Origin of the sequence: Pedobacter sp. ISL-64 (assembly GCF_018613605.1) — a bacterium.
In the GTDB taxonomy this organism is placed as follows: domain Bacteria; phylum Bacteroidota; class Bacteroidia; order Sphingobacteriales; family Sphingobacteriaceae; genus Pedobacter.
In genome coordinates this window covers 272,047-298,342 of record NZ_JAGGPU010000008.1, presented here as the reverse complement: position 1 = coordinate 298,342, position 26,296 = coordinate 272,047, and the positions used below count along the sequence as shown (strand labels likewise).

General features: G+C 38.4%; 22 protein-coding genes. 17 read left to right on the top strand and 5 right to left on the bottom strand.

Features of this window, described 5'->3' with window-relative positions; all coding sequences use genetic code 11:
* Nucleotides 1–216 precede the first annotated feature (216 nt).
* Complete coding sequence (locus J7E57_RS13160) at nt 217–387, bottom strand: hypothetical protein (RefSeq protein WP_215129139.1); 171 nt, start codon at nt 385–387, stop codon at nt 217–219.
* Between the two features lie 427 nt (nt 388–814).
* On the opposite strand from J7E57_RS13160, the gene J7E57_RS13155 reads away from it, so the two are divergent.
* The 5 genes from J7E57_RS13155 (at nt 815) to cysM (ending at nt 7,259) form a co-directional block, all read left to right on the top strand.
* The gene (locus J7E57_RS13155) at nt 815–3,421 is read left to right on the top strand and encodes a c-type cytochrome (protein ID WP_215129137.1); all 2,607 of its coding nucleotides are present in this window, start codon (nt 815–817) and stop codon (nt 3,419–3,421) included.
* 39 nt (nt 3,422–3,460) lie between these two features.
* Nucleotides 3,461–3,811: a hypothetical protein gene (locus J7E57_RS13150; RefSeq protein ID WP_215129135.1), complete on the top strand. Its 351-nt coding sequence runs from the start codon at nt 3,461–3,463 to the stop codon at nt 3,809–3,811.
* A gap of 83 nt (nt 3,812–3,894) precedes the next feature.
* A complete protein-coding gene (locus J7E57_RS13145; protein ID WP_215129133.1) occupies nt 3,895–5,343 on the top strand; it encodes a heparinase II/III family protein in 1,449 nt (482 codons plus the stop codon).
* Between the two features lie 218 nt (nt 5,344–5,561).
* Nucleotides 5,562–6,374, top strand: a complete 813-nt coding sequence (gene epsC, locus J7E57_RS13140) for a serine O-acetyltransferase EpsC (protein WP_215129131.1) — start codon at nt 5,562–5,564, stop codon at nt 6,372–6,374.
* A 12-nt stretch (nt 6,375–6,386) separates the two neighbouring features.
* Nucleotides 6,387–7,259, top strand: coding sequence for a cysteine synthase CysM (gene cysM, locus J7E57_RS13135; RefSeq protein ID WP_215129129.1), 873 nt, complete (start codon nt 6,387–6,389; stop codon nt 7,257–7,259).
* A 70-nt stretch (nt 7,260–7,329) separates the two neighbouring features.
* Here cysM and J7E57_RS13130 read toward each other — a convergent pair whose 3' ends face one another.
* The 3 genes from J7E57_RS13130 to J7E57_RS13120 all read right to left on the bottom strand — a co-directional run bounded on the left by J7E57_RS13130 (nt 7,330) and on the right by J7E57_RS13120 (nt 10,131).
* Nucleotides 7,330–7,659 carry a response regulator transcription factor gene (locus J7E57_RS13130; protein WP_215129127.1) on the bottom strand — a complete coding sequence of 110 codons (330 nt, stop codon included), beginning with the start codon at nt 7,657–7,659 and terminating at the stop codon, nt 7,330–7,332.
* Nucleotides 7,660–7,675: 16 nt separating this feature from the next.
* A complete protein-coding gene (locus J7E57_RS13125; RefSeq protein ID WP_215129125.1) occupies nt 7,676–7,993 on the bottom strand; it encodes a hypothetical protein in 318 nt (105 codons plus the stop codon).
* Nucleotides 7,994–8,544: 551 nt separating this feature from the next.
* Nucleotides 8,545–10,131 (bottom strand): 7TM-DISM domain-containing protein, encoded by a 1,587-nt coding sequence (locus J7E57_RS13120; protein WP_215129123.1) that lies wholly within the window; start codon nt 10,129–10,131, stop codon nt 8,545–8,547.
* A gap of 155 nt (nt 10,132–10,286) precedes the next feature.
* Here J7E57_RS13120 and J7E57_RS13115 point away from each other — a divergent pair, with 155 nt between their 5' ends.
* The 8 genes from J7E57_RS13115 to J7E57_RS13080 all read left to right on the top strand — a co-directional run bounded on the left by J7E57_RS13115 (nt 10,287) and on the right by J7E57_RS13080 (nt 20,590).
* Complete coding sequence (locus J7E57_RS13115) at nt 10,287–11,903, top strand: Na+/H+ antiporter (RefSeq protein ID WP_215129121.1); 1,617 nt, start codon at nt 10,287–10,289, stop codon at nt 11,901–11,903.
* A 112-nt stretch (nt 11,904–12,015) separates the two neighbouring features.
* Nucleotides 12,016–13,299 carry an ATP-binding protein gene (locus J7E57_RS13110; RefSeq protein WP_215129119.1) on the top strand — a complete coding sequence of 428 codons (1,284 nt, stop codon included), beginning with the start codon at nt 12,016–12,018 and terminating at the stop codon, nt 13,297–13,299.
* Nucleotides 13,300–13,350: 51 nt separating this feature from the next.
* Entirely contained in the window at nt 13,351–14,124 is a 774-nt protein-coding gene (locus J7E57_RS13105; RefSeq protein WP_215129116.1) for a GDSL-type esterase/lipase family protein, read from the top strand.
* A 212-nt stretch (nt 14,125–14,336) separates the two neighbouring features.
* Nucleotides 14,337–15,077, top strand: coding sequence for a 5-oxoprolinase subunit PxpB (gene pxpB / locus J7E57_RS13100; protein WP_215129114.1), 741 nt, complete (start codon nt 14,337–14,339; stop codon nt 15,075–15,077).
* 2 nt (nt 15,078–15,079) lie between these two features.
* A complete protein-coding gene (locus tag J7E57_RS13095) occupies nt 15,080–16,078 on the top strand; it encodes a biotin-dependent carboxyltransferase family protein (RefSeq protein WP_215129112.1) in 999 nt (332 codons plus the stop codon).
* Nucleotides 16,075–16,836 (top strand): 5-oxoprolinase subunit PxpA, encoded by a 762-nt coding sequence (locus J7E57_RS13090; RefSeq protein ID WP_215129110.1) that lies wholly within the window; start codon nt 16,075–16,077, stop codon nt 16,834–16,836. Before J7E57_RS13095 ends, J7E57_RS13090 begins: the two co-directional genes overlap by 4 nt.
* The gene (locus J7E57_RS13085) at nt 16,833–18,017 is read left to right on the top strand and encodes an NRAMP family divalent metal transporter (RefSeq protein WP_215129108.1); all 1,185 of its coding nucleotides are present in this window, start codon (nt 16,833–16,835) and stop codon (nt 18,015–18,017) included. Before J7E57_RS13090 ends, J7E57_RS13085 begins: the two co-directional genes overlap by 4 nt.
* An 11-nt stretch (nt 18,018–18,028) precedes the next feature.
* Nucleotides 18,029–20,590: a M1 family metallopeptidase gene (locus tag J7E57_RS13080; RefSeq protein ID WP_215129106.1), complete on the top strand. Its 2,562-nt coding sequence runs from the start codon at nt 18,029–18,031 to the stop codon at nt 20,588–20,590.
* A gap of 311 nt (nt 20,591–20,901) precedes the next feature.
* Here the strand turns inward: J7E57_RS13080 and J7E57_RS27270 are convergent, their stop codons facing one another.
* Nucleotides 20,902–21,036: a hypothetical protein gene (locus tag J7E57_RS27270; protein ID WP_262711985.1), complete on the bottom strand. Its 135-nt coding sequence runs from the start codon at nt 21,034–21,036 to the stop codon at nt 20,902–20,904.
* Between the two features lie 197 nt (nt 21,037–21,233).
* Between J7E57_RS27270 and J7E57_RS13075 the strand changes: the two genes are divergently transcribed.
* The 4 genes from J7E57_RS13075 to egtB are packed head-to-tail and all read left to right on the top strand — an operon-like array spanning nt 21,234 to nt 26,293.
* A complete protein-coding gene (locus J7E57_RS13075) occupies nt 21,234–22,616 on the top strand; it encodes a mercuric reductase (protein ID WP_215129103.1) in 1,383 nt (460 codons plus the stop codon).
* Between the two features lie 2 nt (nt 22,617–22,618).
* Nucleotides 22,619–23,578 carry an ABC transporter ATP-binding protein gene (locus J7E57_RS13070; protein WP_215129101.1) on the top strand — a complete coding sequence of 320 codons (960 nt, stop codon included), beginning with the start codon at nt 22,619–22,621 and terminating at the stop codon, nt 23,576–23,578.
* A complete protein-coding gene (locus J7E57_RS13065) occupies nt 23,571–25,142 on the top strand; it encodes an ABC transporter permease/substrate-binding protein (protein ID WP_215129099.1) in 1,572 nt (523 codons plus the stop codon). The genes J7E57_RS13070 and J7E57_RS13065 overlap by 8 nt, the downstream gene beginning before the upstream one ends.
* Nucleotides 25,142–26,293, top strand: a complete 1,152-nt coding sequence (gene egtB, locus J7E57_RS13060; protein ID WP_215129097.1) for an ergothioneine biosynthesis protein EgtB — start codon at nt 25,142–25,144, stop codon at nt 26,291–26,293. Before J7E57_RS13065 ends, egtB begins: the two co-directional genes overlap by 1 nt.
* Nucleotides 26,294–26,296 lie beyond the last annotated feature (3 nt).

Sequence of the window (26,296 nt, the reverse complement as noted above, 5' to 3'; positions counted from 1 at the left end):
TTTCGGCGAAGATAATAAATTAACTGAGATGCACCTGGCAATCATCTTAAATAATTACAACTTTCTTAACAAGAAAGTAAATTAATTTACAGGCAATGGCTGTATCAACAAATTAATAATGAGATGAAAGCAAAAAGAAAGGATAAAATATTGGCCACTAATATTTTAACTCCAGATTATATCCAATCGGAGAATTCAATTTAATTAAGACACAGACTACTCGCTGTAGTTCCTCTTACTAGCAGCATAAATATGGTACCAAATGTAAAAAATCCATATTAATACCACTGTGCTATAAACCAATTCGGGTTCAAATGAATCCTTGGTAATTAACAGCGCAATGGAGGAGATCAGGGCAGTCAGGAAGAAATAAAGAATATTTTTCATAACGTACTGATTTAATGAATGTTGGATTTAGTAAATATAATAAAATATCTTGTTTGGAGCAAGTGTTTTACGAAATAATTTACCTGATTCTGATGAAAGCGGCTGTTTACCTTATTTATAAGGTGTTTTTTCTTCATTTAATTTGTATTTACTTGTTGTTATGCATAATTATAGCGGTTTGAAGCTTATTTAGTTGTCCATAGTAATTAGTTTGAATTGTTGCTTTAATTAATACGGATCTTTATCAGGATAACGTCTGTGAAGTTGTTTTACTTTAAAATGAAGTAAATAAGTTTAGCGGCTAGTAAGTATAAGTGTTAAATGGTTAAGAATTAAGTTGAAATGCACAAAATTGTGGCACAAGAGAATTTATATTTTTTTGTAAGTTTACGCGGCACAACCACCAAGAAACCAATAACACACACAAATGATTAAATTTTCTTTAAGCTTAATTTCTTTTACACTAGTTTTTTTTGGATTAAGAAACTTCTTTAGCGAACCAAAAATACAACGCGTATCACCACCCGAATTAACGATAACCAATTTCGCTGGGCCCGATGTTACACCCAGCCCAGCCTGTTTAGCCGTAGCACCAACCGGAGAAGTATATGTTGGCGTTGATATGATCGGCTCTTTAGGTAAAGATCCTGGTAAAGGCCATATTCTTAAATTGATAGATAAGGATAACGATGGTAAAATGGACGAACATGTAGATTTTGCCGAAGTGGATAATCCACGCGGTATTATTGTTCAAGGCAGCCAGGTATATGTATTACATACCACTTTTTCTAAAGAAACAAAACAGGCTACAGGCATGAATTTAGTAGTTTTCGAAGATAAAGATGGCGATGGAAAAGCCGATGGACCCGAAAAGCCGCTTATAGAGCATATCAGTAATGCCAAATATATCCGCGAACGTGGTACCGACCATGCTACTAATGGCATTAGAATGGGTATTGATGGATGGATTTATATTTCAGTAGGAGATTTTGGATTCCATGATGCGGTAGACCGTTCAGGTAAAAAACTAACCATGTTAGGCGGAGGGATTATGCGTGTTCGTCCTGATGGAACTGAAATGGAAGTATATACACATGGTACACGTAATGTTTATGATGTTGCTATCGATCCTTACATGAACGTTTTTACCAGAGAAAATACCAATGATGGCGGTGGATGGAACGTTCGTTTCTCGCACCATATACAATCTGGAGAATATGGTTACCCTGTGTTATTTCAGAATTTTACCGACGAAATTATTCCTGCGCTTGCAGATTTAGGTGGAGGATCGGGTACCGGTGCATTATTTATGGATGAACCAAACTGGCCTGAACAATATAACCATGTACCAATGATGGCCGATTGGGGCAGAAGCATGCTTTATATTCATAGAGTTACCACTGATGGCCCAACCTTTACGCAGAAAGATGAAGAGTTTATTAAACTTCCTCAGATTACCGATCTTGATGTAGACGGTTCAGGAAGACTTTATCTATCGGCTTGGGATGGCGCTGGTTACTCTGGCAGCCCGAATAAAGGCTACGTTGTTCGTGCAGTGCCAAACAACTGGACATACAAAGCTTTTCCTGATGTTAAAAAAGCTTCAATTAAAAAACTATCCGAACTGCTTAAATCGAATAGTGCAGTAGGCCGTTTAACCGCTTCGCAGGAATTGGTTTTGCGCAACAATAAACAAGCTATTGCAACGGCCTTAAAAGTGGCTTCCGATCAAAGTTTAGCGCTTGATGTCCGTATTGCCGGTATTTATACCTATGCACAGCTCACCAAAGAAAACGGTATTGCAACTTTAGTTGAATTTACTAAAGATAAAGCAGTTAAGGAATTTGCCTTAAAAGCACTTGCAGATCGTAAGGCCAATATAGACAAAGTACCAGTTGAGCCATTCTTAGAAGGTTTAAAGGATCCTTCTCTTCGCGTTCAGGCGGCTTCGATAATTGGTTTAAACCGTTTGGGCAGGGTAGAGGTTGCCAATGTGCTTTTACAAACCAAGGTACCTGCTTCATTTACAGCGCCTGCAAAAGGTACTGAAGGACCTCATGCAACACCAAATTCAGCCATTATTTTACCTCACTTAGCTGTTAGGGCCTTAGTTGATCTTCAGGCTGTAGATGCTTTGCTTGCTGCAGTTAAAACCGAAAATTCTACCCTTGCACTTTGGGCATTGCGTTATATACATACAGAAAAAGCGGTTAACGGACTAATCGAAAACTACAAACAATCGAATGATGAGAAATTAAAACAACAGATCCTGGTAACATTAGGCCGTTTGTATAAAAAAGAAATTGCCTACGACGCTTCTTGGTGGTGGGGTACACGTCCTGATTCTCACGGACCATACTTTAAAGCAGTTTCATGGGAAGGTTCTCCTATTATCGAGAAATTCCTGAAAGAAGAGGCTACGAAAGCCGGAGCACAGGGAAAACAGTTTTACGTTAATTTAAATGCGCGTCAAAGGATGGATATCCCTGAGTTTGCCGAAGAAGAAAAAGTAGCGGCAGCTGAAGAACCAAAAATTGATTTGGATAAAATCAAAAACAAAAAAGGTCAGGTAGGTAAATCATCTATCGAAGATGTATTGTTGGCGATCAATAAGTTACAGGGTAATCCGTTGAAAGGGAAAAATATTTTCAATAGTCAGGGTTGTGTAGCCTGCCATAGTTTAAGTAAAAGTGAGAAAATGAAAGGTCCTTTTATGGGACAGATTGGCTCTATTATGAACCGTGAGCAGATTGCAGAATCGATATTAAAACCTAATGCTTCAATTTCTCAGGGATTTGCTTCGGTAATGATTACTGCCAAGGGCGACCGTACCTATATGGGCTTTATTACAGAAGAAACAGCTGCCAAAGTGGTGGTTCGTAATATTGCGGGAGAGGTTTTTACCATTAAAGCGGGCGATATCCTGTCGAGAAAAGAAATGGAAACTTCGATGATGCCAGAAGGTTTGGCCAATTCATTGTCATATGAAGAACTGGCTTCGTTAGTTTCTTTTTTATCTGAACAAAAGAAATAGTTTCTCACTATAAAATTTGAGAGTGGTGATCCATGGCCCATGAAAAAAAATCAGCTTATCACAATTATATGTACCATCATAACCTTGTTTTGCTCAACGTTTGCAGTAGGGCAAAACAAGGAAATTGATTCGACTTTTAAGATGCCTTCGCATCCAAGGTTATTGATAAGCCATGAGCTTGAAGAACAGATCTTGAAAAATGTAAAGCGTGATGCGAAGTTTAAACAAATCCACCAAGCCATAATATCAGAAGCAGATCATGTTTTAAATAAACCCGTATTAGAACGGGTGATGATCGGCAAACGTTTGCTTGATGTATCAAGAGAAGCACTTAAAGGATTTATTACCTCTCTTATGCTTTTAGGCTTAACCATGATAAAAAATATGTAGCCAGGGCAGAAAAAGAACTGCTTGCAGTTTCTGGTTTTAAAGATTGGAATCCAAGCCATTTTCTTGATGTAGGTGAAATGACAATGGCTTTATCAATAGGTTACGATTGGTTATATCAAGATTTACCCCAATCAACCAGAAGTATAGTTGCCCTTGCCATTCTCGAAAAGGGAATACAGCCTTCAACTGACAAAAGGTATAATAACTGGTTAAATGTTACCAATAACTGGAATCAGGTTTGTAATGCGGGCATCTCGTTTGGTGCAATAGCTACTTTCGAAGAGCACCCGGCCTTATCGGCGAAACTGATTAACCGGGCAATAAAAAGTATAATCCTACCCATGCAACAATATGGACCCGATGGTGCTTATCCGGAAGGTTATGGATATTGGGAATACGGCACTTCTTTTAATGTAATGTTTATCAGTGCTTTAGAAGGTGTTTTTCATCAGGATTTTAATTTAAGCGCTCAGCCAGGGTTCCTTAAAACAGCTGATTATCTGGCTAATGTGACCGCTCCTTCAGGAAAACCTTTTAATTATTCAGATAGCAGGGCAGTGGCTGAATTTAATCCTGCACTTTTTTGGTTTGCATCAAAACTGAATGACCCTGGTTTACTTTCGGTGACTAAAAAACAGCTTGATGAACAAATGTCATTACAGAATAGATTACTGCCATCGGCAATGTTGTGGGGAGCAAAACTATCGCTTAATAACATTCAGCCTAAAACTGCACACTTTTGGATCGGAAATGGTCCTAATCCAGTTGCTTTGATGCGGAGTTCGTGGACAGATCCGCTGGCTACTTTTGTGGGCTTTAAAGGTGGCTCACCCGGCGTTAGTCATGGTCATATGGATGTAGGCTCTTTCATCATGGAATCGCAAGGGGTGCGTTGGGCCATGGATTTTGGAATGCAGGAATATGAATCGCTCGAATCGAAGGGTATTAATCTTTGGGATACTAAACAAAATTCACAGCGCTGGAAAATATTCCGCTATAATAATCTCGCACACAATACCCTTTCAATTGATAGTACTTTTCAGCTTGTTAAGGGCAATGCTGCTTTCATTAGCAGCGCTAATAATGGCCTGTTTATGAATGCTGTTGCCGATCTGAGTAGCTTATATGCTGGTAAACTAAAAAAATCAATTAGAGGGGTGGCCTTGATCAATAAAAAAACGGTGCAGATCCGCGATGAAATAACCGTAGGAAACACTGATGTAACCCTTCGGTGGTCGATGGTTACACCTGCTACGGTACACATTATTGATAAGCATACCATCGAATTAAGTTATAAAAACAAAAAATGTTATCTCTTTGTAGATACCAAAAGCGAAGTTAAAATGAAAACCTGGTCAACAGATCCGGTAACCGATTATGATGCTAAAAACCCGGGGACTTCTATTGTAGGATTCGAAGTAAGGCTCAAAGCTGATAGTGAACAGGCCATATCAGTTTTTCTAGATGCGGGGAAACCATCACAAAAGAACTTTTCTGCTAAACCGATAACCAGTTGGCCGAAAAATAAATAAGCTTGGTAGCTGATGTGTTTCCAGATTTACCTTCTAAGGCTTGATTTTACTGATAATTCTGTCTAAAAGCTATATTCATGAATTTTATTGTTATTGTCGAGCAATTTTTATCATAAAAATGCGCCAGTTGTTTTGGTTTAAAAAAACAAAACTTACATTTAGCGATTAAATCTATATACCTAGTCGATGAGCAGATCGGGCAGGTATAACCACCAGTTATGGAAGACCATTTTTTTGAACAAATTATTAAGAATCCTCTTGAACAACCAAATATTCCACCCAATGAAGTGATATCCCTTTGGGCAGAAAAACTAATTCAAGTGCTTTTTCCTGAAAATTCTCCTAAAGCATTTTCAACAATTATAGATGTAAAGGAATATGTTGCCATTTTGGAACTTGAACTTTATGATATCATATCGGCCAGTTGTAAGCTTAAAAATAGCGAATGTAAAAATGCAGCAGGTCAGTTTTTTGAAGAACTTCCAGCGCTTTACCGTGTATTGAACACCGATATAGTCGCCATTTATGAAGGCGATCCGGCTGCACAGAGCAGGTTTGAGGTAATTAGAACCTATCCGGGTTTTTATGCCATCTGTTTCTACAGAATTGCCCATATGCTTTATAATTTCGGTATACCGCTGGTTCCAAGAATTCTTACCGAATATGCCCATTCTAAAACAGGTATCGATATCCATCCTGCGGCCAGTATAGGCGAGTACTTCCATATTGATCATGGAACTGGCATTGTTATTGGCGAAACGAGTACAATAGGCCGTTATGTGAAACTTTATCAAGGGGTAACACTTGGTGCTTTGAGTGTTAAAAAAACATTAGCAGGCAGCAAACGCCATCCAACAGTAGAAGATAGGGTAGTAATCTATTCTGGGGCAACCATACTGGGCGGCGAAACCACCATTGGGCACGATAGTATCATCGGAGGAAACGTATGGCTTACTGAAAGTATCCCAGCTTTTTCTACGGCTTATCATTCTCCAATAATTACCATTAGAAACCATAAAGAAACCAATTAAATATATTAAAATATGGCAGGAATAATCGATCTGATCGGAAATACGCCAATGGCTGAACTTCAAAAGCTGAATATTAATCCGGCGGTAAGGGTATTTGCCAAATTAGAGGGAAACAATCCGGGCGGTAGTGTTAAAGACAGAGCTTCGCTTAATATGATCAGAAGTGCGATAGAACGTGGGGATATAACTCCTGGAACTAAACTGGTAGAGGCCACAAGTGGTAATACCGGAATTGCATTGGCTATGATTGCAAGTTTATATAATTTAGAAATTGAACTGGTTATGCCAGCCAATTCTACACGCGAACGTAAGGTAACAATGGAAGCCTTTGGTGCAAAAGTAACCCTGTTAGAAAGTATAGAAGAATGCAGGGATTATGCGGAAGAAAAAGGCGTTTCAAAGGGATATTTTTTATTAAATCAATTTGCAAACCCTGATAATTACCTGGCTCATTATAAAACAACCGGACCAGAAATATGGAGAGATACAGAGGGGCAGATTACGCATTTTGTAAGTTCTATGGGAACAACGGGAACCATTATGGGCTGCTCCCGATTTTTTAAGGAAAAAGATAATAATATTCAGATTGTAGGCTGTCAGCCTACTGAGGGCTCTTCTATTCCAGGTATCAGGCGTTGGCCAGAAGAATATCTACCAAAAATATTCGATCCGCTACGGGTAGATCGGATAATGGATATTGCGCAGGAAGAAGCAACCTTAATGTCGAGAAGAATGGCTAAAGAAGAAGGTTTGTTTGCAGGCATGAGCTCTGGCGGTGCCTGCGCAGCTGCTTTGAAGCTTGCTGGTGAACTAGATAAAGGAACCATTGTTTTTATCGCCTGCGATCGGGGAGACCGCTACCTGAGCAGCGATCTTTTTGGTTGAGCATAAATCATTAATCTTGTTGGGCTTTTTTTGATAAAAGCATCCGAACCCTTTGAATAATGGCTTCCATTTAAAAGGGTTTTTCTATGTAATCATCCCAATGCGTTTTGTAATAAGCGCTATTATGGATGCCATTTCGCGATGACATGAGTAGGATAGGAATGGAACCATGTGCCGATAACTTTAATTCTGTGCATATGGCCCGCCCGTCGGTCATGCCCAACAAAATATCGATTAAAATAATATCAGGTTGGAAGGCAGCAACCTTGGTGTGTAAATCAATCGCGTTGGAAAGATCCATCGTAATGTATCCTTCAAATTCGAAGATCATCTTTATAGCATCAAGTGTTGCAGGGTGATCTTCAATAATTAATATTTTTGGTTGGGATAAAGAGAACATTTCTTCGTGTTATTAATTAAGGAAAGCTAAGATTGCCAGTACCTCGCTTTTTAAGCAATAACTCAAATATTTTCGAGTCTGTTCTGGTGAGGCTATCAAGAGAATTGCGCAGGCTCTGGTTTACCAGGCTTAAATTGGTAAACATCGTTCTTAGGCTATCGTTTTCATCTCGCAGCTCCAAAAGCTCATTGGCAATACCCCCAAAATCTCTAATCCAGCTTTCAAAACAATTTTTATCAATTTCTAAAGCTGTATAAATTTCTTCGGGATCTCTGCCATTGTAAAATTCTTGGATGCTTTCAATAATTTTGGTAGGGGTGTTATTCGGTTTCATGGTTGGTTTTCCAGATGCTGTTTGCGCAGAAGGCTAAACCGTCCCCTGTTTAGATCTCCTGCGGTACAGCAATGTTTTAAAATTTTTCGTTTAAGGATAGGGACAAAGAAATAGAGCATTTAAAGATTATCAAAATTTTTGTCTACGCAGTAATACGCACCAATTTTAAATGTTTGTATTTCAGGTAGTAAAATAAAATGTAATTGGTATTCGGTTCATTATATATAGCTTTTGATGAATTAGCGTTTTAAATAAACCATGCCGCCAGGCGTGTAACAAATCATCCCGGAAAAGACCGTTTCTGTCGACATGGCTAAAAATATAAGTACAACCCAGACAAAAAGCAATTAAGTCTGTTTGGTTAAAAAACGGTATCGCACCGTGTGCACTCTAAATAGCTATATGCAAAGAGGGTGCGGCAGGTTGTTCTTGGTAATACGCATTTCTACGCACAGGTGTTCAAGTTGTTGTAGTAAAGCACGTTAAGTGGTTTTTGCTAATTTATTGTTGAAATAAAGGCAAAGAAAAAGTAACCTATTTTCGTATATTATTTAGGACGATTTAGTGAGATCTAACATCCAAGCGTGCATATTTGTTTCGCCATCTATCCCCAGTTTTTTACGAATTCTATATTTGCGGCTTTCTACAGCACGTACACTAAGTTTGCAGGTTCGGGCAATTTCTTTAGTATCAAAATTTAACATGATGTAAGCACAAAGTGTTAACTCAGCAGGTAGTAGTTGTGGTGAAATCTGAATTAATCTTTCGATAAAGGTAGATTCAGCCTCGCTAAACCGTTTCATAAATGAAGGGTCTCTGGCGTGTGCAAGTTCGATAAGTGCTTTTAAAGAAAAATGTTCAACAGGTTTTTCTGTTTTTGCATCGAGCTGTTTACGGTAACCTTCCATCTGTTCCTGAAGCAGAATACGTTGCCTCCGAAAATGCGCATTATGCCGCGTTAATAACCTTAATCGTTGGCTATAAAGACCGAGGCTGATGAGCACTCCTTCAATTATGCCAGCTAAAGTGAGTAAATTATAACTGTAAGATTGAAAGGGTATTAACTCCGATAAACAAAAAACAAGGTAAATAGAAATCAAGGCCACGGGGATCCATCCCAGTACGTAACACCAGATAAGAGGATTTTTTTTGGCATAACCGCGGATGATAATCACTTTAATGCTACTGAACAGAAAAAGTAATGAGGTTAATAAAAATAAAACATGTGTAAGTACATTGGTGATGCTTCTTGCATCCCATAAAGAGCAGATTAGGATTAAACCCCATCCAAACATTAACACCTTGAAGAATTTATTGAATTGCGGAAGTTGGCGTTTAAGTTTTAAAAAATAACTGTTAAACAGAATCGTAGCAATGTAACCAGCGGCAATAAAAAAATGGGCATGCACTAAAATAAACCTGGCTATCAAAGGGCTTAGCAATAAGCTATAACCTTGCAGATAACAGACCATTACAATGAAATAAAGCAAAATTATCCGCGCTATATAAAGCGCAAAGAGCTTATTCCGTGTAACAACGTACATAAAAACATGAAAAATGAGAATCATCAATGCGATGCCCATATAAATAGGTTGCACGCTATGTGCTTTAAATAAAGCATGGTTTAATACCGATTCGGTAACAAGCTTAACGGGGACAAGTAAAGTATTCATCGCCCGCATTCTTACATACACTTCGCCAATTGGTGTTTTTACCTGCTTTAAAGGAAATACATAGCCGGTACCCAGAATGTTATCATTTTGTTTCAGGTTGAGCATGCCAGCACTTATCTGATTTATCATCCCGCGTTCATCGCGATAAAATACGGTAATAGAATCGATGTTTGCATAATCGATAAATAGATAGGGAGTAGTTTGGTTGTTATTTTTAAAACGGAACTTCATCCACCATACTTTTCCGCTGGTGCCACCGTTAAAAATTGCTGACTTACCTTTTGAAAAACGTTCTGGCTTAAATTGCACTACCTTTTCAAAAGATGTTGTTTCGAGCGTGTCCTGCCAAAAGTATCCTGCTTTGCCAATGTTAACAAAAGTTTGTTTCTCCACCCGGATCACCGGTTGAGCTACGCAAAGACTGCTTTTTATCAAAAAAGCAATAAGAATAAAAATGGTCTTCATTAATTAAACCAATGTAAAAAAGCTGGGATGACTTATTACAGGGGAGAAATTATAGCTTTATAATAGAAATTCCAAATTTTATCTGAAAAAAGAACATCACGTTAATGGTTTGGCATTCGCTTCAAATTTGTATTTTAGACCAAGCCCAAAATTATATGCACCAGCTGATTATACAATACGCTTTCTTGCTTGCAATTATTCTGTTTGTGGTAATGCTCGCACAAAAAATCCGTGTGGCATATCCTATTTTATTGGTAATTGCAGGTTTAGCCTTAAGTTTTTTACCAGTACTTCGTAATATTGAGATTGAACCAGAACTCATTTTTGTAATCTTTTTACCTCCATTGTTGTATGAAGCTGCTTGGAATACTTCATGGAAAGATTTCTGGAAGTGGCGTAGGGTAATCAGCAGTTTTGCTTTTCCAATTGTTATTCTTACCTCTAGTATTGTTGCGCTAATTTCTCAAAGCCTGATTCCGGGTTTTACATGGGCCCTGGGTTTTTTGTTGGGTGGAATTATTTCTCCGCCAGATGCGGTATCAGCATCAGCCATACTTAAAAATGTTAAAGTGCCCAAAAGGCTCACCACAATATTGGAAGGCGAAAGTTTACTAAACGATGCATCCAGTTTAGTGGTGTTCCGCTTTGCTTTAGCCGCAGTAATGACAGGAAGTTTCGTGTTTAGTAAGGCTGCTGGTAATTTTGTAATTGTTATTGTAATGGGAATTTTGGTCGGAATTGCAGTGGCCTTAGTTTTTTATGCTTTGCACAGATGGTTGCCAACCACTACAAATATTGATATTATCCTTACTTTTTTAACGCCATATGTAATGTACATAACCGCAGAGGAGTTTGGGTTTTCTGGTGTATTGGCTGTAGTAAGTGGTGGTTTGTTTCTTTCGGCCCGCAGAGACCAGATTCTTACCCACCGAAGCAGGTTGCAGGGTATAAATGTTTGGGAAGCGGTAGCTTTTGTGCTGAATGGCTTTGTTTTCTTGTTAATTGGCTTAGAGTTTCCGGTAATTATTCGTGGTTTGGGCAACGATGGGCTTTTACCAGCCATCCGTTATAGTGCCATTATTTGCGCGGTTTTAATTGTTACGAGGTTAGCCAGTACCTATGGTGCTTTATACTTTACACGTTTCATTAGTCGTTATATTACCACTGCCGATCCCAATCCAAGCTTGAAAGCGCCCCTGCTTTTTGGCTGGGCAGGCATGAGAGGAGTAGTTTCTTTGGCTGCAGCGCTTTCTATTCCGGTCGCATTAAAATCAGGTGAAGCTTTTCCTCAGCGTAACTTAATCTTGTTTATCACTTTTAGTGTAATATTGGTTACTTTAGTTTTGCAAGGTTTAACCTTGCCCGCATTGATAAAATGGGTAGATATGCCCGATCCGGATTATACTGTTCCTTTCGAGCAACAAAAACAAATGGTGAGAAAGAAATTATCCATGTTATCGCTTAAAATCTTGGATGAAAGGTATCACGATGCCTTATTGCATAACGATATGATCAGATCGATAAAAATTCGCATTGAGGCAGAAATGGAGTTGTTGAGAGATTGGGAAAAAGAAGAAAACATTTCAAGGTCTGACGGCTTTTATCACGACTATCGCATTGCACTTGAAGATATTATGGCTGAGCAGCGTATTTTATTGAAAGGACTAAATAAAAAAGAGCAGATTAATGATGAGCTGATTAGAGAACAACTAGAGCTGCTTGATCTGGAAGAAGAAAAACTTCGCAGGCATTTTAGTCATCGGGATATATAAATACTCTTTTAATGCACTAAAACCGGCTAGTTTATTTTGTGTGTAAAACTTGCATATCAACAACTGCAATGATTAAAATATAATCATATATTTGCTAATTAATTTAGTAATCATGTCGGTAAAGGTTAATATTACTTCAAAGGGAATACAAAAGGTTCTTAAAAATTATAATGAAAAGCAGGCCATTGCGGAGTATATTTGGAATGGTTTTGATGCCAATGCGACCACTATACGGGTAGATTATGCAGCCAATCCACTCGGTCTTTTAGCACAATTAACTATTGCTGATAATGGTTATGGAATTAATTTTGATCGCTTACAGCAAAAGTTCGATCCGTTCTTCGAATCTGAAAAATCCATTCAGATTGTAGCGCCAAAGCATACCTCAAAAATGCATGGCCGTAATGGAGTAGGAAGGCTAACCTTTTTTACTTTTGCGCATGATGCCGTTTGGCACACCACTTACCATTCAGAACAGGGGTTTCGCTATGGCGAAATACACATTAGCATTGGCGGTTTAAATAGTTATAGTCACGATTTTACCACTGCTCCAAGCAGTTCTGGTGAGACTGGAACAACTGTTTCATTTACTAATCTGAAAATCAGTCAGCAAGATGTAGAAGAAACGGTACTTCCTTTCCTGATAAACGAATTCTGTTGGTTTATTGAATTGAACAGGTATAAAAACTATTCGGTCATTGTAAATGGCAAAGCATTGGATTTTAGTAGCAATGTTAAAACTTTAGAAGAGTTTAATCTTTTTTACCCCGATACAGCCGTTACTTTTAAGATTAAATACGTTCATTGGAAAGAAAATTTGCATAAAGAACTGTCTAAATACTATTTTTTGGCCGGTGGTGAAGAAATTTATAAAGATTACACCACCCTAAATAAAAAGAGCGACGATTATTTCCATAGTGTTTATATTGATAGTGATTTTTTTCGTGATTTCGATTTTAAGAGTTTCGAAAATGAAGGGCAGGCGGCTATATTTGGAGCAGCTAAATCTTCCGCAGAGTATCGCTTTCTAATTAAAGCGTTAACAGAATATCTTAAAAGTAAACGTAAACCGTTTTTAAAAGAATATGCCATTCGCCTGGTTGAAACTTACGAACAGGATGAAATATTTCCGGTTTATGCTACCGAAAGAGAAAAAGAATTAAGAAAACCAGCGCTGGTTAATTTAATTAAGGGATTATATGAAGTAGAACCTAAATTGTTTAGTAGTTTAAATACCGATCAGAAGAAAACTTTTGTGCGATTGATGGATCTTTTAATACGCTCCAACTTGCGTGATGAGATTTTTGAAATGTTCAATGGTATGATCGAATTGGAGGCCGAAGAGCAGGATGAGCTATTGCAATTGATAAAAGGCCTTGAGCCGGCGAAAAATTAGATTGATACTAGTAAGTAATTTAGTAATTTGTTGCCGATAAAAACAGCTTAGATGAAAAGATACCTATTATTTATTGGCATTTTACTAATTAACATCCCATTATTGTCTGCACAGCATAAGAAGAGAAATCTTAATATTGTTTTTATCGGCAACAGTATCACGCAAGGCGTTCAGATCGCCAATGCTGCTGATGCCCCACCTGCTGTAGCCGTAGCTTACCTGCTTAAGCAAAAAAGAATAAACGAAGTTAAATTCAGTAATCAGGGCCATAGCGGTTATACCACTCTTGATTTTTTACCCAGTGCAAGCCGTACTTTTAACAAAGTTGAAGAAGCAGCCAATGCATTTACCAATAAAGAAGCATTATTGGTTTTTTCGTTAAAACTCGGCACTAACGATAGCGCTATAAAAGGGCCGCATGGAGCTCCGGTTTCGCCTGATCGATATATTGAAAATGTAAAAACCATTGTAGATAAGTTATTGGCCGATTTTCCTAAGGCTATTGTGGTGTTACAGCATCCTATCTGGTATAGTCCCAATACCTATAATAGCTCAAAATATATGGAAGAGGGCTTGTTGAGATTACAGGCTTATATTCCAAAAATTGATAGCCTTGTGGTAAATTATGGTTTAACTAATCCAAAGCATGTTTTTGTAGGGGATAAAAAAGCATTCAATTATTTTAAAAAACACCACCTTACCGAGTTGATTCCTGAGAAAGGGCAAGCGGGTACTTTTTACCTGCATCCAAATAAATTAGGCGCTGCATCTTTAGGCGAATTTTGGGGCAAGGCTATTGAACGGGTGGTGAAAAAGAATTTTTAGGGCCTTGCCTGGCCATTCATTTTAATAGATTACTAAAAATCAGTACCCGTATAGCCACTTAAAAAGACTTCTTTATTGTTTTTGCATGTAGTTAGCTGCGATTATTCACAAAACTTGTGATTTTGATATTATATAGTCATTTTTATAGCAGCAGTTTAGTTGTTTGGTCCGTTTTATGAAGAACACTTATTATTAAATCTTACTGTTTTTGTATGACTGAGCAGGTAGGGTATTTTGGAGCAAACATTCCCATAAAAATTTATGGGTTGAATGAAAAATCGGTTACTATAGGATTCGGAACAGCAATCGATCACGATTTGCTGGCCCTGATCACCGATTTTAATCAATTGTTGTTGCAAAACCCTTTTTCTGGTTTAATAACCACAGTTCCGGCTTACACTACATTAACTGTTTTTTTTGATCCCTTAAGTGTGATGTTATCAGATCTTCCGGGTCAGGTTTGTTTCGAAAAGGTATCAGCACATTTAAATAAAATTGCTCAAACAAAAAGAGAAAAATCAAGAATAACAACCGATAAGCTGATTATCCCTGTATGTTATGGTGGCGATTTCGGACAGGATCTTTCAACGGTAGCTCGCACAAACGAGCTTAGCGAAACTGAGGTAATTGATATACATACTGCCGGGCAATATACTGTTTTTATGATCGGTTTTGTGCCGGGTTTCGCCTATATGGGCGGAGTGGATACCAGATTATCAACCCCTAGAAAAGAGGTTCCCAATGCTAAAATACCCACCGGATCTGTGGGGATTGCAGGCAATCAGACCGGTATTTATCCTATGGAGACACCTGGTGGATGGCAGATTATTGGAAGAACACCATTAAAGATGTTTGATGTAAACCGCTTACAGCCATCACTTTTAAAGGGAGGCGATATGGTTACTTTTAAAGCCATTGGTATAAAGGAGTTTAATGCTTATGCTGAAATATGAGTATGAAAATCAGCATCATTAAGCCAGGTTTATTAAGTACCATTCAGGATATGGGACGATACCGATATCTTTCGCAAGCTGTACCTGTATCGGGCGCAATGGATGAACTGGCCCACCGATTAGCGAATAAAGCTGTTGGTAACGATGATAATAATGCTACCATTGAGTTTACCTATGCCGATGCTTCATTTAAAGCTGAAACACCTGTTCTAATTTCTTATTCTGGCGATGGTGCAACTTTAGTTTACAATAATGAATTAATGCCTGCAGAAAAGCCATTGTTTTTTTCGGCAGGTTCCGTTATAAAGCTGATCCATAATGCAATTGGGGCGCGTACCTATTTGGCTATTGCAGGTGGATGGGATGTGCCTGATGTAATGGAAAGTAAAAGCACCTATCTTACTGCTGCTTTTGGGGGCTTTAAGGGAAGGGCATTGCAAAAGGCAGATGTTTTGGTTAGCGGTACTTTACTTAGCGAAGTATCAGATGGAATATTAAATTATTTGATTGAAAGATCGTTAACCTATCCAAATTGGCGCATTTCGCGCGAAAGCTTACTGCCAGAGAATAGACAAAGCATTAGAGTTGTACTTGCCAATGAAATCAGCTGGTTCGACGCAACATCCATTATTTCATTTTTAACCAATTCTTATACCATCGATAGAAGGAGTAATCGTATGGGTTATCATTTGTTAGGGAAGCCATTGGTGAGGAAAGTTAAAAAAGAATTGCTCAGTACGGCAGTAACACCTGGCGTTATCCAGGTAACCGGAAGTGGCGATTTGGTTATACTCATGGCCGACTGCCAAACAACAGGGGGTTATCCGCGTATCGCGCACATTGCAGCAGTAGATTTACCTTTATGTGCCCAGTTAAAACCTGGCGATACTATTCATTTTTCCGAAATTTCGAGAGATGAGGCAGAATCGCTTTACCTTGAACGTGAACACGATTTATCGTTGATAACCATGGCAATAGGCCTTAAATATATTAAAACATGAAAATGATCGATCTTAATTGCGACATGGGAGAAGCATTTGGGAATTATACCATGCCCAACGATAACAAACTGATGGATTATATTTCATCGGCAAATATTGCCTGTGGCTTCCATGCCGGCGATCCGGCTGTGATGCAGCAAACGGTAACTTCAGCCTTAAAAAAAGGGATAGCCATTGGTGCACACCCTGGCTTGCCCGATCTGCAGGGCTTTGGTCGTAGAGAAATGAAGATTACCCCAACTGAGGCCTATCAATTTACATTATATCAGATTGGTGCATTAAGCGGTTTTGTCAAAGCTGCAGGTAGTAAATTACATCATGTTAAAGCACATGGTGCATTGTATAATATGGCTGCAAAAGATACTGCTTTGGCAAAAGCCATTGTACAGGCCGTTTACGATTTCGACCCTGGTCTGATCCTGTATGCTTTAGCAGGAAGTAAGATGATTGATGAAGCCGAAAAGAAGGGTATTGTAACCGCATCGGAAGTTTTTGCCGATCGAAGTTATCAGGATGATGGTTTACTTACCCCTCGGTCAGCAGACAATGCTTTAATTACGAATGAAGAAGATGCCATCAACCAGGTATTGGGATTTGCTTTAAACCAGGAAGTAAATAGTATAAATGGAAACCGCATTGCGGTTAAGGCCGAAACGGTTTGTTTGCATGGCGATGGTGAACACGCTGTTGCTTTTGCTAAATTAATAGCTGAACGATTACAAAAAGAAGGTGTCGTAATTAAAGCCCCAGCAATATGAAGCCAAAATACAATTGGAGTGTACTTTTAGGCGCAGCTTTTCTAATGGCTTCATCAGCCATTGGTCCTGGATTTTTAACCCAAACCGCAGTTTTTACCCAGCAGTTAGGGGCAAGTTTTGCGTTTGTGATATTGCTGTCCATCATATTAGATGCCATTGCACAGTTAAACATCTGGCGGATTATTGCTGTTGCCGACAAACCTGCTCAAGATATAGCCAATAAGGTATTTCCAGGTTTAGGATACTTTATTTCATTCCTGGTTTTTTTAGGTGGTTTGGCTTTTAATATTGGTAATATTGCTGGTGCTGGCTTAGGACTCAATGTATTATTCGGCGTTAGTGTTGGGCAGGGTGCCGTAATAAGCGCAATTATGGCAATAGGCATCTTTATCTACAAAGAAGCCGGCAAGGCAATGGATGTTTTTGCCAAAACCATGGGGCTGATTAAAATTGTACTTGCCTTAATTATCGCCTATACCAGTTCGCCACCATTGGCAGAAGCTGCATTAAGGGCAGTAAATCCTACGCAGTTTAGTTTTACGGCAGTATTAACCATAGTTGGTGGAACAGTGGGTGGTTATATCACCTTTTCGGGCGCTCACCGTTTATTGGATGCCAGGCAAACTGGGATACATAATTTAGGCGCCGTAAATAAAGGTGCATTAAGTGCCATCGGATTGGCCTCTATTATGCGCTTATTGTTATTTATTGCTGCTTTAGGAGTGGTAAGCAAAGGTTTTACTTTAGATCCATCCAATCCAGCTGCTTCGGTTTTTAAATTGGCCAGCGGCGAAATAGGATATAAGATTTTTGGTGTGGTGATATGGGCTGCGGGAATTTCTTCAGTTGTGGGTTCAGCCTATACTTCCATTTCATTTATTAAGAGTTTTCACCCACTGATATTAAAGTTTAACCGTGAGATTATCATTGCCTTTATAACCATCTCCTGCATTATATTTATCCTCATCGGTAAACCCGTTAAAATACTGCTTACCGTAGGCGCAATTAATGGTTTTATTTTACCCATTGCATTAGGTATTATGCTTATTGCCGCTTATAAAACCAAAATTATTGCAAATTACAAACAACCGTTTTGGTTAACCTTAACAGGTTTAGCTGTGGTATTAACCATGGTTTGGATGAGCTATGGTACCATTATACAAATGATAAAAGGAGAATAAATCTTTATACGATGAATACGATTACCAAATACTTTTGCTTTTTCTTTCTATTAAGTGCTACCTGTTTTGCGCAACAGGTTACTAATCCCGTAGCCATTGAACCTGGAGTTTCTCTTGCACTGGCAAGTTCCAGAAGTGCAGCCATAAGTAATATTCAATATAAGCTTCACTTTAGCATTCCAGCAGAACAAACAGCGCCAGTTCACTCAACTGAAAATATTGATTTTAAGCTAAATAAGTTAATTTATCTGCAGGTTGACTTTAAGCAGAATGCAGATCATATAAAGCGAGTATCGGTTAATGGCAAAACGATACCGATTGATTTTAAAGCCGAACATATCTTGGTAAAGCAGGAGCATTTAAAAGTAGGCGATAACCATATCGAGATTGGATTTATTGCGGGTAACGAATCATTAAACCGAAACAAAGACTTTTTGTATGCGCTTTTTGTTCCTGATCATGCCAGAACGGTATTCCCGTGCTTTGATCAACCCGATTTAAAAGCTAAATTTTTAGTTTCGTTAACCGTTCCAACTGATTGGCATGTAATGGCTAATGCGGTTAAAAAAGACTCATTTGTGCAAGGAAGTTCTACTACCTATCATTTCAATAATTCAGATAAATTACCCACTTATTTATTTTCCTTCACTGCGGGTAAATACACCTTGATAAATAGGGAAATGAAAAATAATAAAATGGAATTTTTGCACCGCGAAACTGATTCAGCCAAAATTAAGCTCAGCGTAGACTCTGTTTTTGTAGCACATCGTGATGCTCTCGATTTTTTGGAAGACTGGACAGCGATAAAATATCCTTTTCAAAAAGTGGGTTTTGTCAGTATTCCAGATTTTCAGTTTGGTGGTATGGAACATCCTGGGGAGGTACAATATAAAGCATCAGCATTGTTTTTAGATCAGGGAGCTACCAGAGATCAGTTCATTTCGCGTTCTAACCTGATTTCGCATGAAACCGCACACATGTGGTTTGGCGATCTGGTAACCATGAAATGGTTTAACGATGTTTGGATGAAAGAGGTTTTTGCCAATTTTATGGCCGATAAGGTAACTGAAAAGTTAATGGGTAAAAGTACTTTCGACCTTAAGTTTTTACAAGACCATTATCCGGCAGCTTACGGGGTAGATAGAACACTGGGCGCCAATCCCATTCGCCAGCAATTGGATAATTTACAAGAAGCAGGATCAATGTATGGAAATATAATTTACCATAAAGCACCCATTATGATGCGTCAATTGGAATTATTGATGGGAAAACAGAATTTTCAGCAGGGTATAAGGGAGTATCTGAAAAAGTACAGTTACAGCAACGCTACATGGAATGATTTGATTGCCATTTTAAGTAAATATAGCAAAAGTGATCTCCATAGTTGGAACAAAGTTTGGGTAAATGAACCTGGTAGGCCGGTTTTTAGTTATGATATTAAATACAACGGAGATAAAATTAGCGATTTAAGCTTAAACCAAAGCAGTGAGATGGGACAGCCACGGGTATGGCCGCAATCTTTTACAGTTAAGCTGGTTTACCCAACAGCGAGTAAGATTTTAGTTGTAGATGCTAAGCTTGCTAAGACAGATTTAATTGAAGCAAAAGGTCTTCCAAAACCACAATATATTTTGTTTAATGCAAACGGTGCGGGGTATGGCCTTTTTCCGATTGATAAAGAGATGATGGCAAATCTTTATGATCTTGCCGACCCGTTAGAACGGGCATCAGCGTATATCAATGCCTACGAAAATATGCTTTCGGGAAAAAGCACTAAACCTAAAGAACTTTTGGCTGTGTTTTTACAAGGATTGTCGGTTGAGAAAAACGAGATGAACCTCAGGCTGATTACGGGGTACCTAACCAATATTTACTGGACTTTTCTAACTGCTGAAGCACGGAATGCGGTGTATGAAAGTACGGAGAAAACAATATGGAATGCAATGGAGCAACAGCAAACGCAAAATAACAGGAAGATTTTGTTCAATGCTTATCAAAATGTATATCTGAGTGCGGATGCCGGAAAACGTATGTATAATATCTGGCTCAAACAAACCGCACCAAATGGAATTAAATTGTTAGAAGATGATTATAGCGCATTAGCATTAACGCTAGCCCTTAAAACAGATACTGCAAATACGATCTTAAAAGATCAGTTGGCACGGACCAAAAATGAAGATCGTAAAAACCGGCTTATTTATTTAACACCTGCCTTGTCTTTAGATGTTAAGGAAAGAGATAATTTTTTTAACGGCTTAAAAGACCGGAAAAACCGACAGAAAGAGGCCTGGGTAACTACAGCTTTATCTTACCTGCACCATCCCATCAGGCAAACAAGTTCTATCCATTATCTCAAAGAAAGCTTAGAATTATTGGAAGAAATACAGAAAACAGGAGATATATTTTTTCCGCAATCGTGGTTAGCGGCTATATTTTCGAGTTATAACAATGAAAAAGCTAATGCAGTTGTGCAGGATTTCTTGAAGTCACATCCTAACTACAACCCAAAATTAAAGGATAAAATTTTGCAGACTACGGATAACCTTCGCCGTGCACAGATCATTTTACATTAACTTTAATGTAAATAAATTTGTTACATACAGGTTTAAGAAGAATTTATACTTTTGTCGCGAGAGCGTTAATTTAGATTGAAAGGGGTAAACATGAATTTGTTTGCCCTTTTCTTTTTTAAGAAGTTACATCTATCTATAAAGCATCTTTATTGCTAAGGATTGAAAGCTTAGGCCCTTAATGCTCTTAAATTCTTAATGTTCAGATTGAATCTGCTTATTTTTTGGACCACCTAGGCCATCTGAGCTTAAAGATCAATATCTAAAGTCTCATTTAACCTTCTCGGCGATTTGTTCGTAATCGATGTTAAATTTTAATTAAAAGATTCTGTTTGACTGTTCAGATCGTCTAACAAACTGTTTAATAAAATGTCTCTTTTATCTTCAATTGAAGAATCATCCTGGATAAAAACGGTAAGGTTCGTGTTTTCTGTTGTTTGAGTTTGCATATAAGGCTGCGGTTTATGTTTGTCAATTAAATGTTTACAATTATTTAACGTCGATTTTGGAATATAGTTTGTAACTTTTTTATTCGAACTTGTAATGTTTCAATTGGACATAGTATAAATCAATATTGACCAAACATTGGACTCGTATTTAGGTTATATTTTTAAGGACAAAACAAATTCTATTAATCTGGAAATCGATGAAACACTACGACGCAATAATTATAGGTGCAGGGCAGGCAGGAACTCCTTTGGCCAAAAGGCTTGCCGAAGCGGGCAAAAAAACAGCGATTGTTGAAAAAAGATATGTTGGCGGCACATGTATTAATGATGGTTGTACACCAACAAAAGCAATGATCGCTTCTGCAAGGGCAGTGTATCAAGCCAGAAGAGCAACTGAACTCGGCGTAGAAGTTGGAGCGATCAAAATTGATTTTAGAAAGATAAAGCAACGGAAGGACGATATCGTAAACCAGTTCAGGTCATCATCTGAAAAAGGCCTTAAAAATACCAAAGGACTTGAGCTTATATTTGGAACAGCCAGATTTAGTAGTGAAAAAGAACTGTCTATTGCACTCAACGATGGCGGTGAAGAAAAAGTAACTGCCGAACGGATTTTTATCAACACTGGTGCAAAAACTACCATACCGGATATTGAAGGATTAGATGAAATTAATTATCTTACATCGACAACAATTTTAGATCTTAAAACTGTTCCAGAACACCTAGTGGTTATTGGCGGAAATTACATCGGGCTTGAGTTTGGGCAAATGTTTAATCGATTTGGTAGTAAAGTAACTGTTTTGGAAAAATCATCAGGCATATTAGCCAGAGAAGATCAGGATATCTCATCAGCACTTACTGAAATTTTAACCGACGAAAACATCGAACTGATCACTGATGTTAAAATCAAGAAAATAGCGCAGGATAAAAAACAGATTAGCATTACGCTGGAGTCTGGGAAAATCAAAAAAGAAATAACTGCGAGCCATGTGTTGGTAGCCGCAGGCCGTACTCCTCAAACTGCAGATTTAGATCTTGGAAAGTGTGGCGTAAAATTGGATGACAAAGGGCATATTCTTGTTAATGAAAAACTCGAAACCAATATTAAAGGGATTTATGCACTCGGTGATGTAAAAGGTGGCCCTTCATTTACACATATTGCTTATAACGATTATACCGTTGTTTACCGGAACCTAATGGAGGGCACAAATTATTCTATTCACGATCGGCCGGTGCCATATTGCATGTTTACCGACCCTCAACTTGGGCGGATAGGTATTTCTGAAAAAGAAGCAAAAGAAAAGAAATTGAATTATAAAGTTGCCGTTCTACCGATGTCGAATGTTGCGCGCGGTATTGAAACAAACGAAACTTTAGGGCTGATGAAAGCAATTGTAGATGCTGATAGTAAAAAGATACTGGGAGCTGCTATCCTAGCCTCAGAAGGTGGAGAAATCATGTCTGTTCTTCAAATGGCGATGGAAGGCGGGATTACTTACGATAGGATCAGATATTGTGTATTTGCACACCCTACATATTCCGAATCGTTAAATAATCTATTTATGAAAATCGATAACTAAGTATGATCCAATTAAAAGAGATAAGTAAGAAATTTGGAGATACCTTAGCGGTAAATAAAGCCTCTTTTAAGGTAGAAGAAAAGGAAACGCTGGTATTGTTGGGCACAAGTGGCTGTGGTAAAACCACCACGCTAAAAATGATCAACCGGTTAATTGAGCCCGATGCAGGTCAGGTTTTTATCAATGGCGAAAATATAACCAATCAAGATCCTGATGTTTTACGAACGGGAATTGGTTATGTGATGCAGAACATTGGGCTTTTTCCACACTATACCGTTGCTGAGAATATTGCCGTTGTGCCGAAGCTTTTAAAATGGGATAAAGAAAAAATTAAAGTCCGAACGCAGGAGCTGATCAAAAAACTCCATCTTCCTGAAAATAGCCTGGCGATGTTTCCACATGAGCTTAGTGGTGGGCAACAGCAGCGTGTAGGCCTTGCCCGTGCTTTGGTTACAGACCCTTCTGTATTGTTAATGGACGAGCCTTTTGGCGCTTTAGACAACGTTACCCGAACCAGTATCCAAAAAGAATTTAAGGGATTAGAAGAACTAAAAAGGAAAACCATTGTAATGGTTACGCATGATGTTCAGGAAGCTTTTGAATTGGCAGATCGCATTTGTTTAATGGATAAGGGAAAAATCATCCAGATTGGAACACCCAAAGAATTGCTTTATCAACCTGTAAATGATTTTGCAAGGAAATTTTTAGCCGGACAAAGGTTAGCCCTCGAATTTAAAGTAGTTAAAATACAGGATATTTGGCCTTATTTACCTAAAAGGGCATTACAAGATGGGAAAAGCCTATCTGCTGATTTGAATGTATGGGATGCGATGGAATTGTTGCGAAGTTCTGATCGGAGCGAACTTCTGGTTTCTGGTGCCAATAAGGACAGCAAAACAGTTAATTTCGAACAGTTAACCAAAGGATTTAACCAATTTCAAAATGCGCAGGCACATGGATGAGCATCAGCAAACTTTATGGCAATTTATGCATGAGCAATCTGATAAATTGTTTGCTCAAACCCTTCAACATGTTGGTTTAACCTTTATTTCCCTACTTTTTGCCATCGCCATTGGCTTACCACTTGGCATATTGATTGCCAGAAAAAGAAAACTTTCGGGAACGGTTTTAGGGATTGCTGGCGTATTGCAAACGGTTCCGAGCATTGCCTTATTGGGATTTATGATCCCCATTTTAGGGATTGGCGCAAAACCTGCAATTGTGGCGCTGCTAATTTATGCCTTGTTACCGATTATCCGCAATACCTATACAGGCATTATTGGCATCGATCAGTATGTTAAAGAAGCGGCCAGGGCAATGGGGATGAGCCAGAGCCAGATACTGTTAAAAGTAGAATTACCTTTGGCTATGCCGGTTATTTTGGCGGGTATCCGTACTGCAACAGTTATCAATGTTGGTGTGGCCACATTGGCTTCTTTTATTGCAGCGGGTGGATTAGGGGAGTTTATTTTTGGGGGCATCTCGCTTAACAACACCAATATGATCTTAGCTGGGGCTATTCCCGCTGCGTTATTGGCCATTATTCTCGATGCCTTACTTTCCCTGGTCCAGAAAATGGATTTTAAGAAGCTGAAAAAAGCATTGTGTATTTTGCCTGTTGTGATTTTAATGTTGGGTGGTTTTTATGCACTTCCATCGGCTTATGGTTCTACGTTAACCGCCGGATTTACCCCTGAATTTATGGGCAGGCAAGACGGGGATCTTGGATTAAAATCTACCTATGGCCTGAAAATCCATACCATTGTAATCAGCGATGCGGTAATGTACAAGGCCGCTTTTTCAAAAGAATTGGATGTGATTAGCGGTTATTCTACCGATGGCCGTTTGAAAGCTTTCGATCTGAAAATTTTAAAAGACGATAAAAGTATCTTTCCGCCGTACTATGCTGCACCAATTGTTCGAGATGAAGCATTGAAGCAATTTCCCCAATTAGCAGAAACTTTGAATTTACTTGCTGGTAAAATTACTGATTCGGTTATGACGGATCTTAATTACAGAACCGATTATTTGCACCTGACACCGGAACGTGTGGCAAAGGATTTCCTCATCAGTACTGGTTTGTATAAAGCGCCAAAAAACGGACATAACGGTGTAGTGAGGATAGGCTCAAAGATTTTTGGTGAACAATATATTCTGGCCGAAATGTACAGCATGTTGATTAAAGGAAATACAGATTATGAGGTATCTACCAAAACAGGACTTGGTGGAACAAAAATCTGTTTTGATGCACTGATGAACGATCAGATCGATTTTTATCCTGAATATACCGGGACAGGTTTATTGGTTTTGTTGCAACCGGATCCAAAAATTGCTAAGGAAATGGCACATGATAAAGATAAAACTTATGATTATGTCTACACCGAATTCGAGAAAAAGTTTAATATCAAATGGCTTAAACCTATAGGTTTTAATAATTCTTATGCTTTGATGATGCGGCAAAAACAATCAAAAGATCTGAATGTTAATACCATCACAGATCTTAAAAACTATCTAGATAAAAATTAATGACACTGGTAGAAGAATACTTGCAGATCAGGAAATACTCCGAACAAATTTGCGAACCATTGCAAACAGAAGATTATGTAGTACAGCCTATCGCGGATGTAAGTCCACCGAAGTGGCATTTGGGACATACCACTTGGTTCTACGAAACTTTTATATTAAAGCCATTTTCTGTTAATTATCAGGTATATAACGATGAGTATAATTTCGTTTTTAATAGTTATTATGAAACGGTTGGTAACCGCGTAATCCGGACAGATCGTGGTAATTTGAGTCGACCCAGTGTAAATGAGATTTACCAGTACAGGGCTTATGTAGATGAAGCCATGGTGAAATTCTTGGCCACGACACTAGCAGATGAAGTAAAAGAACTGTTGATTTTGGGTTTTAACCATGAGCAGCAGCACCAGGAGCTTTTACTTACCGATATTAAATACATTTTAGGAAACAACCCACTTTTTCCAACTTATTCAAAGAACCAAAAAGAAGTTTTAACCGTAAGTGAAATAGAGCCTGGCTTTATCCAAATTTCTGAAGGTGTTTATGAGATCGGTTATGATGGAAAGGATTTCAGCTTTGATAATGAATTAAACAGGCATAAGGTTTACCTGCACGATTTTTCAATCAGTAAAACATTGGTGAGTAATGCAGAATTTATCGAATTCATTAGTGCAGGCGGTTACGAAAATTTTAATTTCTGGCATGCTGAAGGATGGGATTGGGTGAAAAACAATAACATTAGTGCACCTATGTACTGGCACTTAATAGACGGAAAATGGTTTAATTATACTTTAGCTGGTCTTTTACCTATTGATTTAACCGCACCGTTAAGCCATATCAGTTATTATGAAGCTTATGCTTTTGCAGGCTGGAAAGGCATGCGTTTACCCACTGAATTTGAATGGGAAATAGCAGCCAAACACTTTAACTGGGGTGAACGATGGGAGTGGACCGAAAGTGCCTATTTGCCATATCCTGGTTTTAGTAAAGCACCGGGTGCCATTGGCGAGTACAATGGAAAGTTTATGGTTAACCAGAAAGTGCTTCGCGGTGCATCAATTGCCACGCCTGAAAATCATTCACGTATTACTTATAGAAATTTCTTCCACCCACATTTAAGGTGGCAATATACAGGCATCCGATTAGTAAAATAGTAT

Excerpts from the sequence above, each read along its gene's own strand:
- J7E57_RS13160 (WP_215129139.1), bottom strand. The coding sequence starts at position 387 with ATGAAAAATATTCTTTATTTCTTCCTGACTGCCCTGATCTCCTCCATT.
- J7E57_RS13155 (WP_215129137.1), top strand. The coding sequence starts at position 815 with ATGATTAAATTTTCTTTAAGCTTAATTTCTTTTACACTAGTTTTTTTT.
- J7E57_RS13150 (WP_215129135.1), top strand. The coding sequence starts at position 3,461 with ATGAAAAAAAATCAGCTTATCACAATTATATGTACCATCATAACCTTG.
- J7E57_RS13145 (WP_215129133.1), top strand. The coding sequence starts at position 3,895 with ATGGCTTTATCAATAGGTTACGATTGGTTATATCAAGATTTACCCCAA.
- epsC (WP_215129131.1), top strand. The coding sequence starts at position 5,562 with ATGGAAGACCATTTTTTTGAACAAATTATTAAGAATCCTCTTGAACAA.
- cysM (WP_215129129.1), top strand. The coding sequence starts at position 6,387 with ATGGCAGGAATAATCGATCTGATCGGAAATACGCCAATGGCTGAACTT.
- J7E57_RS13130 (WP_215129127.1), bottom strand. The coding sequence starts at position 7,659 with ATGTTCTCTTTATCCCAACCAAAAATATTAATTATTGAAGATCACCCT.
- J7E57_RS13125 (WP_215129125.1), bottom strand. The coding sequence starts at position 7,993 with ATGAAACCGAATAACACCCCTACCAAAATTATTGAAAGCATCCAAGAA.
- J7E57_RS13120 (WP_215129123.1), bottom strand. The coding sequence starts at position 10,131 with ATGAAGACCATTTTTATTCTTATTGCTTTTTTGATAAAAAGCAGTCTT.
- J7E57_RS13115 (WP_215129121.1), top strand. The coding sequence starts at position 10,287 with ATGCACCAGCTGATTATACAATACGCTTTCTTGCTTGCAATTATTCTG.
- J7E57_RS13110 (WP_215129119.1), top strand. The coding sequence starts at position 12,016 with ATGTCGGTAAAGGTTAATATTACTTCAAAGGGAATACAAAAGGTTCTT.
- J7E57_RS13105 (WP_215129116.1), top strand. The coding sequence starts at position 13,351 with ATGAAAAGATACCTATTATTTATTGGCATTTTACTAATTAACATCCCA.
- pxpB (WP_215129114.1), top strand. The coding sequence starts at position 14,337 with ATGACTGAGCAGGTAGGGTATTTTGGAGCAAACATTCCCATAAAAATT.
- J7E57_RS13095 (WP_215129112.1), top strand. The coding sequence starts at position 15,080 with ATGAAAATCAGCATCATTAAGCCAGGTTTATTAAGTACCATTCAGGAT.
- J7E57_RS13090 (WP_215129110.1), top strand. The coding sequence starts at position 16,075 with ATGAAAATGATCGATCTTAATTGCGACATGGGAGAAGCATTTGGGAAT.
- J7E57_RS13085 (WP_215129108.1), top strand. The coding sequence starts at position 16,833 with ATGAAGCCAAAATACAATTGGAGTGTACTTTTAGGCGCAGCTTTTCTA.
- J7E57_RS13080 (WP_215129106.1), top strand. The coding sequence starts at position 18,029 with ATGAATACGATTACCAAATACTTTTGCTTTTTCTTTCTATTAAGTGCT.
- J7E57_RS27270 (WP_262711985.1), bottom strand. The coding sequence starts at position 21,036 with ATGCAAACTCAAACAACAGAAAACACGAACCTTACCGTTTTTATCCAG.
- J7E57_RS13075 (WP_215129103.1), top strand. The coding sequence starts at position 21,234 with ATGAAACACTACGACGCAATAATTATAGGTGCAGGGCAGGCAGGAACT.
- J7E57_RS13070 (WP_215129101.1), top strand. The coding sequence starts at position 22,619 with ATGATCCAATTAAAAGAGATAAGTAAGAAATTTGGAGATACCTTAGCG.
- J7E57_RS13065 (WP_215129099.1), top strand. The coding sequence starts at position 23,571 with ATGGATGAGCATCAGCAAACTTTATGGCAATTTATGCATGAGCAATCT.
- egtB (WP_215129097.1), top strand. The coding sequence starts at position 25,142 with ATGACACTGGTAGAAGAATACTTGCAGATCAGGAAATACTCCGAACAA.